This window comes from Pseudomonas sp. HMWF006, from assembly GCF_003061205.1.
Classification (GTDB): domain Bacteria; phylum Pseudomonadota; class Gammaproteobacteria; order Pseudomonadales; family Pseudomonadaceae; genus Aquipseudomonas; species Aquipseudomonas monsensis.
This window is the reverse complement of record NZ_QAIU01000568.1, coordinates 7,010-14,479: the sequence shown is the minus strand read 5'-3', so window position 1 is coordinate 14,479 and position 7,470 is coordinate 7,010. Positions and strand designations below refer to the sequence as shown.

Annotated in this window: 6 protein-coding genes and 2 pseudogenes; 3 read left to right on the top strand and 5 right to left on the bottom strand. The window is 59.9% G+C overall.

The features are described 5' to 3' along the window. Nucleotides 1-55: 55 nt before the first annotated feature. Nucleotides 56-928 (bottom strand): LysR family transcriptional regulator, encoded by an 873-nt coding sequence (locus DBR24_RS26085; RefSeq protein WP_128616150.1) that lies wholly within the window; start codon nt 926-928, stop codon nt 56-58. Nucleotides 929-1,004: 76 nt separating this feature from the next. Here DBR24_RS26085 and DBR24_RS26080 point away from each other — a divergent pair, with 76 nt between their 5' ends. Next, nucleotides 1,005-1,952, top strand: a complete 948-nt coding sequence (locus DBR24_RS26080; RefSeq protein ID WP_128616149.1) for a DMT family transporter — start codon at nt 1,005-1,007, stop codon at nt 1,950-1,952. A 245-nt stretch (nt 1,953-2,197) separates the two neighbouring features. Continuing rightward, a complete protein-coding gene (gene hppD, locus DBR24_RS26075) occupies nt 2,198-3,274 on the top strand; it encodes a 4-hydroxyphenylpyruvate dioxygenase (protein ID WP_123468406.1) in 1,077 nt (358 codons plus the stop codon). Nucleotides 3,275-3,401: 127 nt separating this feature from the next. Here the strand turns inward: hppD and rarD are convergent, their stop codons facing one another. From rarD to DBR24_RS26060, 3 genes are all read right to left on the bottom strand, one after another. Continuing rightward, nucleotides 3,402-4,283 carry an EamA family transporter RarD gene (gene rarD / locus DBR24_RS26070; RefSeq protein ID WP_128616148.1) on the bottom strand — a complete coding sequence of 294 codons (882 nt, stop codon included), beginning with the start codon at nt 4,281-4,283 and terminating at the stop codon, nt 3,402-3,404. 285 nt (nt 4,284-4,568) lie between these two features. After that, on the bottom strand, nt 4,569-5,582 hold the full coding sequence (locus DBR24_RS26065) for an aldo/keto reductase (protein ID WP_128616147.1): 1,014 nt from the start codon (nt 5,580-5,582) through the stop codon (nt 4,569-4,571). A gap of 72 nt (nt 5,583-5,654) precedes the next feature. Continuing rightward, complete coding sequence (locus DBR24_RS26060) at nt 5,655-6,551, bottom strand: LysR family transcriptional regulator (RefSeq protein ID WP_128616146.1); 897 nt, start codon at nt 6,549-6,551, stop codon at nt 5,655-5,657. Nucleotides 6,552-6,649: 98 nt separating this feature from the next. Here DBR24_RS26060 and DBR24_RS26055 point away from each other — a divergent pair. Continuing rightward, nucleotides 6,650-7,006 (top strand): annotated as a pseudogene (locus DBR24_RS26055) (hypothetical protein). 45 nt (nt 7,007-7,051) lie between these two features. Here the strand turns inward: DBR24_RS26055 and DBR24_RS33845 are convergent. Then, nucleotides 7,052-7,470: pseudogene (locus DBR24_RS33845) on the bottom strand (MFS transporter); the annotation flags it as partial.

Here is a 7,470-nt window from a genome sequence, read left to right as displayed (position 1 = left end):
CTGAAAAACACGTCAGCCAGAAGGGATGATAGATGGCCGGTGGCGCTTGTGCCGCTCATCGAGGATGTAGATGCGTGGCCAGTTCGATAAACGCCAGCGCTGCCGGTGACGCCTGGCGTTGGTCAAGTACGGCGAGCCCCACCTGGCGCTGAACCCCGGGCGTCAGCGCGATCTTCACGTAGCCAGGCTCAGGCGTATCCGGCAAGGAGCTTTCGGCGACGACGGTGATCGCGTCACCACGGCTGACCGTGTCGAGGGTGCTGAGCAACTGCGAGCAACGGTAGCGAATATTCGGCTGCAGTCGCGCCGCGTTGAACAGCCGCGAAACCAGTTCCGAAGAACCGGCCTCCGTTAGCACAAACGGATCGTCACACAGCGCTTTCAGGCTCAGCGCCGAGCGCTTGCCCAACGGATGATCACGAGGCAGCAGGGCGACCATTTGATCTTCGATCAAGGCGAAGGTATCGAAGCGCTCCTGCGGCAGCACCACAAAGCCGAGGTCGATGCGCCGCTCTTCGAGCCATTGAATCACTTGCCGGTCGGGCCCTTCATCAATGTGCACCTCGATACCCGGATGCGCCTGTCGATAGTGGCGGAGGATTTCCGGCAGTAACTTGATCGAAGACGTCGGCCCGAATGAGCCGATGCGCAATGTGCCGCGCTTCATGCCGCGGGCATCGGCGGCCTCCTGACGCAGCGTATTGGCCAGCCCGAGCATCGCCCGTGCCCGTAGCAACAGATGCTCGCCGATGTCGCTGAGTTCCACCTGCGATTGATGCCGGCGCAGCAGCTCAACACCGAGTTCCTGCTCCAGGGATTTGATCGCGTGGGACACCGCAGACTGGGAGATCCCCAGACGATGCGCGGCGAGGGTGAAACCGCGCAGCTCGGCCACCAGCGAGAAAATCTCCAGTTGTGTGAGGGTCATGAGTGATTACTCATTTTACGATGATCAGGAATGAGGTGAATGATACGCCATCTCCTGGTTTTGCTTTGGAAGTGTCATGGCCAATCTCGCGCAGACTCATTCGCAATCTTCTGAAATACCGGTCTACCTGACGTTGGCGGCGGTCACGATGGTCTGGGGCGGCACGTTTGTCGCCGGGCGTTTTCTGGCGGGCGGGCTCAGCCCGATATTCGCCGCAAGTCTGCGGTTCCTGTTGGCCAGTGCTGCACTGCTGGGATTCCTCTGGCTGGCGCGTGTTCCTCTGGCGCGGCCGACTCCTGCGCAATGGTTGCAACTGATGCTCCTGGGGTTGTTCGGGATTTTCTTTTACAACCTGTGCTTTTTTTATGGCCTGCAGTACATCAACGCGTCGCGGGCGTCATTGATCGTTGCGTTGAATCCGGCGGTCATCGGCGTCGCTTCCTGGCTCTTGTTCAAGGAGCGGCTGGGGCGATCGAAGGTGTTGGGTATCTCGATCTGCATTGCCGGTGCCGGCGTGGTGATCGTCAGCCGTAACCCGGCGTTACTGATGGCGACCCCCGATGCGTGGAAGGGCGATCTGCTGATTTTCGGCTGTGTCGTGGGCTGGGGCGTGTATTCGCTGTTCTCGCGCCGCCTCAATCAAAGCCTCGGACCGCTGCAGACTGTGACGTATTCGATCCTGATCGGCACGTTCATGTTGTGGGCGTTGGCTGCCGTGCGTGGAGAGTTGAGCTGGACGGCGTTGAGCGATCTCGGTACGCCACAGTGGCTCAGCCTGATCTATCTGGGGGTGTTTGGTTCGGCGCTGGCCTACATCGGTTATTACGACGGCATCCGCAAGATCGGCGCGACTCGCTCCGGCGTGTTCATCGCTCTGAACCCGCTGACGGCGGTAATACTGGGGGCGCTGCTGCTCGGCGAGCAACTGACGCCGCCAATGTACGTGGGCGCAGTGCTGATTCTGGCGGGCATTTACCTGTGCAACAAACCGCTTGCACCGGGCGCAAAAAGGCGGATTTTATAGGGAGGGCAGACAACCCTATTTACGCTGTGTAGAATCGGTTTACGCATACAATAATAATCGTCTTCTGGCAGCAGAAGCCTCGCCCGCAAGAGCCTTGGGTCGACAATGAAGATATTCGGGTTTCAACTGATCTACGGTGACTTCCTCGCCCGCAGCGTGCGAGGCATCTCCTGTGCACCTCCCGCCGGTCTCAGCATTACTGACAAATAACCCTGGTTAATTGATAAGAATGATGAGGCGTCACCATGACCGATTTATACGAAAACCCAATGGGCCTGATGGGCTTTGAGTTCATCGAGTTCGCATCGCCGACCCCTGGCACCCTGGAGCCGATCTTCGAGATCATGGGCTTCACCAAAGTCGCGACCCACCGTTCCAAGAACGTGCACCTGTACCGTCAGGGCGCGATCAACCTGATCCTCAACAACGAACCGCACAGCGTCGCTTCCTACTTCGCCGCCGAACACGGTCCGTCCGTTTGCGGCATGGCGTTCCGCGTCAAGGATTCGCAAAAAGCCTATAGCCGCGCACTGGAACTCGGCGCCCAGCCGATCCACATCGAAACCGGTCCGATGGAACTGAACCTGCCGGCGATCAAAGGCATTGGCGGCGCGCCGCTGTACCTGATCGACCGTTTCGGCGAGGGCAGCTCGATCTATGACATCGACTTCGTGTTCATCGAAGGTGTGGACCGCAACCCGGTCGGCGCCGGCCTGAAAATCATCGACCACCTGACCCACAACGTGTATCGCGGCCGCATGGCTTACTGGGCCAACTTCTACGAGAAGCTGTTCAACTTCCGCGAGATCCGCTACTTCGACATCAAGGGCGAATACACCGGCCTGACTTCGAAAGCGATGACCGCACCGGACGGCATGATCCGTATCCCGCTCAACGAGGAGTCGTCCAAGGGTGCCGGGCAGATCGAAGAGTTCCTGATGCAGTTCAACGGCGAGGGCATCCAGCACGTCGCGTTCCTCACCGACGACCTGATCAAGACCTGGGACGCGCTGAAGAAGATCGGCATGCGCTTCATGACCGCGCCGCCGGACACCTACTACGAAATGCTCGAAGGCCGTCTGCCGAACCACGGCGAGCCGGTCGATCAACTGCAATCGCGCGGTATTCTGCTCGATGGTGCTTCTGAGCAGGGCGACAAGCGCTTGCTGCTGCAGATCTTCTCGGAAACCCTGATGGGCCCGGTGTTCTTCGAATTCATCCAGCGTAAAGGCGACGATGGTTTCGGTGAGGGCAACTTCAAGGCGCTGTTCGAGTCGATCGAGCGGGATCAGGTGCGTCGCGGTGTGCTCGCTACCGAGTAATCCGTAACACCGCTAAAAACTGTGGGAGCCCGCCTGCTGGCGATAGCGTCTTCAGATTCAACGTTGATGTTGACTGACAGATTGCAATCGCCAGCAGGCTGGCTCCCACATTTGTTTTGTCGTGCGATTAAGGACGGCGCTGCCGCATCAGGTGCTTGAAGCCTTCAAACACCAGCACCACAACGGCGAGCCAGATCGGAATGTAGGTCAGCCATTCACCGGCCTTGATGCTTTCACCCAACAACAGCGCGACACCGAGCAACAGCACCGGCTCGACATAACTGAGCAAACCGAACAGGCTGAACGGCAACAAGCGACTGGCGATGATGTACACCACCAGCGCTGACGCACTGATCAGGCCGAGCAGCGGAATCAGCCACATCAGCCCCGGGTATTGATCGAACACGCCCAAACCTTGCTCGCCACCCTGCACAAACCACCACGCCACGGGCAGCATCAGCGTCATGTCGACCCACAGTCCGCCAAGGTTGTCGGTTTTCAGGTATTTGCGTAGCACGAAATACAGCGGATAGCCGACCACGACCACCAGAGTCGCCCAGGAAAAACCGCCGACCTGATACAACTCGTTCAACACGCCGAGGCTGGCGAAAAACACCGCAACTTTCTGCAGGTACGACAGGCTTTCGCCGTAGGCAATGCGCCCGGTCAGCACCATCGCCAGTGGCAGCAGGAAGTAGCCCAGCGACACATCCAGGCTGTAACCATTGAGCGGCGCCCACATGAACAGCCACAGTTGCACCCCCAGCAGGGCGGCCGAAACAATCAGCCCGCCAATCAGTTTCGGCTTCGCGACCATCAGGCGGATCAGTTCCAGTACTCGTCGCCATTCGCCGGAGATCAGCATGAACACGGTCATGCACGGCACGGTCAGCAGCATCCGCCAGCCAAAGATTTCTACGCCGCTCAATGGGGTGAGCAGCGAGGTGTAGTAATACATGACGGCAAACAGCACCGAGGCTGAAACCGATAGAGCGATACCTTTAGACAAACTGTCCTCGCGGGTGGGTGATCAAACGGGGCGCGAAGGATACGTGGTTTTCGTGCTGAATATTGGCCGAGCGATCAATATTTCACACACGACCTCAGAAGCCCCTCACCGTGACCCTCTCCCAGAGGGAGAGGGGACTGAATCGGGATGTCTTGCGATAGTGCGCGACGCGAAAGACCGAGTCGATCATGGACTCACCACGCAGGTCCCACGCAAAAGCGTAGCCTCAATATCTGCCAATCGGTTCCCTCTCCCAGAGGGAGAGGGCTACAGAGGGCGAGGATCTCAAGCCGAATGCGGTTTACGGCCCGACACGAAATGGCTCACATCATTGAACCCTGGTGTCGAGGCGTGCCCCGGCGTCACCAGCGAGTCGATAAACGCCTCATCTTCCGCCGTGATCTTCACCGCTTGCGCCTTGGTGTAGGCGTCCCACTGGGCTTCTGTGCGCGGGCCGACAATCGCCGAGGCCACCGCGCTGTTATTGAGCACCCAGGCAATGGCGAATTCGACGATGCCCACCCCACGCCCCTCGGTGTATTGGTGAATCTGCTGGGCAATGCGCAGCGACTCGACCCGCCATTCGGTTTCCAGAATGCGTTTGTCCTGACGCCCGGCGCGGCTGTTGATATCCGGGGCTGCATCGGGTGCGTACTTGCCGCTGAGCACGCCACGGGCCAGCGGGCTATAAGGCACCACACCGAGGCCATAGGTTTGCGCGGCGGTGATCTGCTCGGTTTCGGCCTGGCGGTTGACGATGTTGTACAGCGGCTGGCTGATGACCGGGCGGTCGACACCCAGTTGGTCGGCGACACGAATCACTTCGGCAATCCGCCAGCCGCGATAGTTGGACAGCCCCCAGTAACGGATCTTGCCCTGACGGATCAGGTCGCCAATGGCCGAGATCGTCACGTCCAGCGGCGTGTTGTGGTCTTCGCGGTGCAGGTAATAGATGTCGAGGTAGTCGGTGCCCAGTCGTGTCAGGCTGGCATCCAGACCATTGAAGATATGTTTGCGGCTCAGGCCGCTGCGGTTCGGCACGCCGTCCACCGGACCAAAGCCGACTTTGGTCGCCAACACCCACTCATGCCGGTTGCCGGCCATCGCTTCGCCGACGATCTCTTCCGAACGGCCATTGGTGTAGACGTCAGCGGTGTCGATGAAATTGATGCCCTGATCCCAGGCCTTGTCGATGATGCGCAACGACTCTTCGTGGCTGGTCTGCTCGCCGAACATCATCGTGCCGAGGGTGAGGGTAGACACCTGCAAGCCCGAGTGACCCAGTGTGCGATAGCTCATGCCGAAATCCTTTCTGTCGGTGGGAAAGCGTTCATCAAATACCAGATGCGTGTGACGGGGCAAAGTGAATTATCAACTCAATGCCGCACATCGCTCGCGCAAAAATGCCTGCAAGACCTTGACCCGCTCGGACACCTGAACCCGGTGTGGACAGAGCAGATTGAACGGCACGCTTTCGCCGTGCCAGTCGTCGAATAACGTGCGCAGGCGTCCGGCGCGCACGTCTTCGGCGACATCCAGCCAGGCCTTGTAGGCGATGCCATGCCCGGCCAGTGCCCAGCGCCGGGCGACTTCACCGTCGTCGCTGAGGTAGTCGCCGTGGACTTCGACTTCGACGGCTTCATCGTCACGGTTGAAACGCCAACTGTTGTAGGGGCGGCCGTTGCGCAGGTAGAGCAGGGCACTGTGATCGCCCAGTTCCGTCGGGTGCTGTGGCGTGCCATGACGGGCCAGATAATCCGGGCTGGCGCAGGCAACGCGGCGATGCGTCGGCAAAATCGGCAACGCCACCAGCGTCGAGTCGCTCGGCACGCCGAAGCGCAGCGCGATGTCCACGGTTTCGCGAAACAGATCGGCGTGGCGGTCGTTGAGCAGCAATTGCAGGCGGATATTCGGGTGCGCGCGCTTGAAATCGTCCAGCCACGGCAGTAACACGTTGCGGCCGAAGTCCGAGGGCGCCGCCAGTTGCAACACGCCGTTCAGGCCTTCACCTGATTGTTTCAGCGCTTGTTCGCCGTCGGCCAGTGTCGCCAGGGCCAGGCGCACACTGTCCAGATAACGCCGGCCTTCCTCGGTCAGGCGCATGCTGCGGGTGGAGCGTGCGAGCAAACGGATACCGAGCCGGGTTTCCAGGCGTTTCAGGGCAATGCTGGCGGCGGCCGGGGTCAGTTCCAGCGCCCGTGCAGCGGCAGAAATACTGCCGGAATCGGCCACGCGGACGAAAATCTCCAGATCGAGAATCGAGCTCATTGCTAAAAATCCTTTAAAGATCTTTGCGTTTTAACGGGATTTTTCCGTGATTGGCAAGCCGCGATACTGCAATCATTCAACAACCGCAGGAGATGAGCATGACTTGGACATTCGATCACCTGGCCTTCAACACCGCCGATGGCCAGAGCTTGCAGGACAGTTTCGCCAGGTTGCTCGGCCTGACGCCGGGGCGCCGACCACCGTTTCCGTTTCCCGGGCGATGGCTGTATCAGGATGCGCACGCCGTGGTGCACGTGATCGAGTAGCCTACGTTCGACGATACGGCGTTGAGCCACATTGCCTTTCGCACGGATCAGCCGGCAGAAGCCGTGCTGCAACGGGTGCGCGACAGCGGTTTGCCGTATCAGGTGGCGCAGGTGCCGGAGGACGGGATCTGGCAGATTTTTGTGCAGATGCCGGGTGGCGTGGTGATCGAATTGGATGCGTCGGCTTGAGTGCAAAAGATCGCAGGCTGCGATCTTTTGCGTTTTACAACGTGATCAGGCGCGCAACGTGCGGGTCATGCGCAACGCCAGCAGACTGCCGCCGACAATCACCGCCGCCAGCAGGTACAACGCCGCATCGGTGGAGCCGGTGGTGTCCTTGACCCAACCCACCAGATAAGGGCTGAGAAATCCGGCCATTTGTCCCATGGAGTTGATCAACGCCAGGCCTCCGGCGGCAGCACCGGCACTCAACATCGCCGTCGGCACTGGCCAGAACATCGGCAGGCCGGTCAGCGCGCCCATGGTCGCAATGGTCAGGCCGAGAATCGCAATCGCCGGGTTGGCGGCGAAATTAACCGCGATCACCAGACCGATCGCGCCCATCAGCATCGGCACCACCAAATGCCAGCGACGCTCTTTGCGCAAGTCCGCCGATCGCCCGACCGCCAGCATGAACACCGCTGCCAGCAGGT

Excerpts from the sequence above, each read along its gene's own strand:
- DBR24_RS26085 (WP_128616150.1), bottom strand. The coding sequence starts at position 928 with ATGACCCTCACACAACTGGAGATTTTCTCGCTGGTGGCCGAGCTGCGC.
- DBR24_RS26065 (WP_128616147.1), bottom strand. The coding sequence starts at position 5,582 with ATGAGCTATCGCACACTGGGTCACTCGGGCTTGCAGGTGTCTACCCTC.
- DBR24_RS26080 (WP_128616149.1), top strand. The coding sequence starts at position 1,005 with ATGGCCAATCTCGCGCAGACTCATTCGCAATCTTCTGAAATACCGGTC.
- hppD (WP_123468406.1), top strand. The coding sequence starts at position 2,198 with ATGACCGATTTATACGAAAACCCAATGGGCCTGATGGGCTTTGAGTTC.
- DBR24_RS26060 (WP_128616146.1), bottom strand. The coding sequence starts at position 6,551 with ATGAGCTCGATTCTCGATCTGGAGATTTTCGTCCGCGTGGCCGATTCC.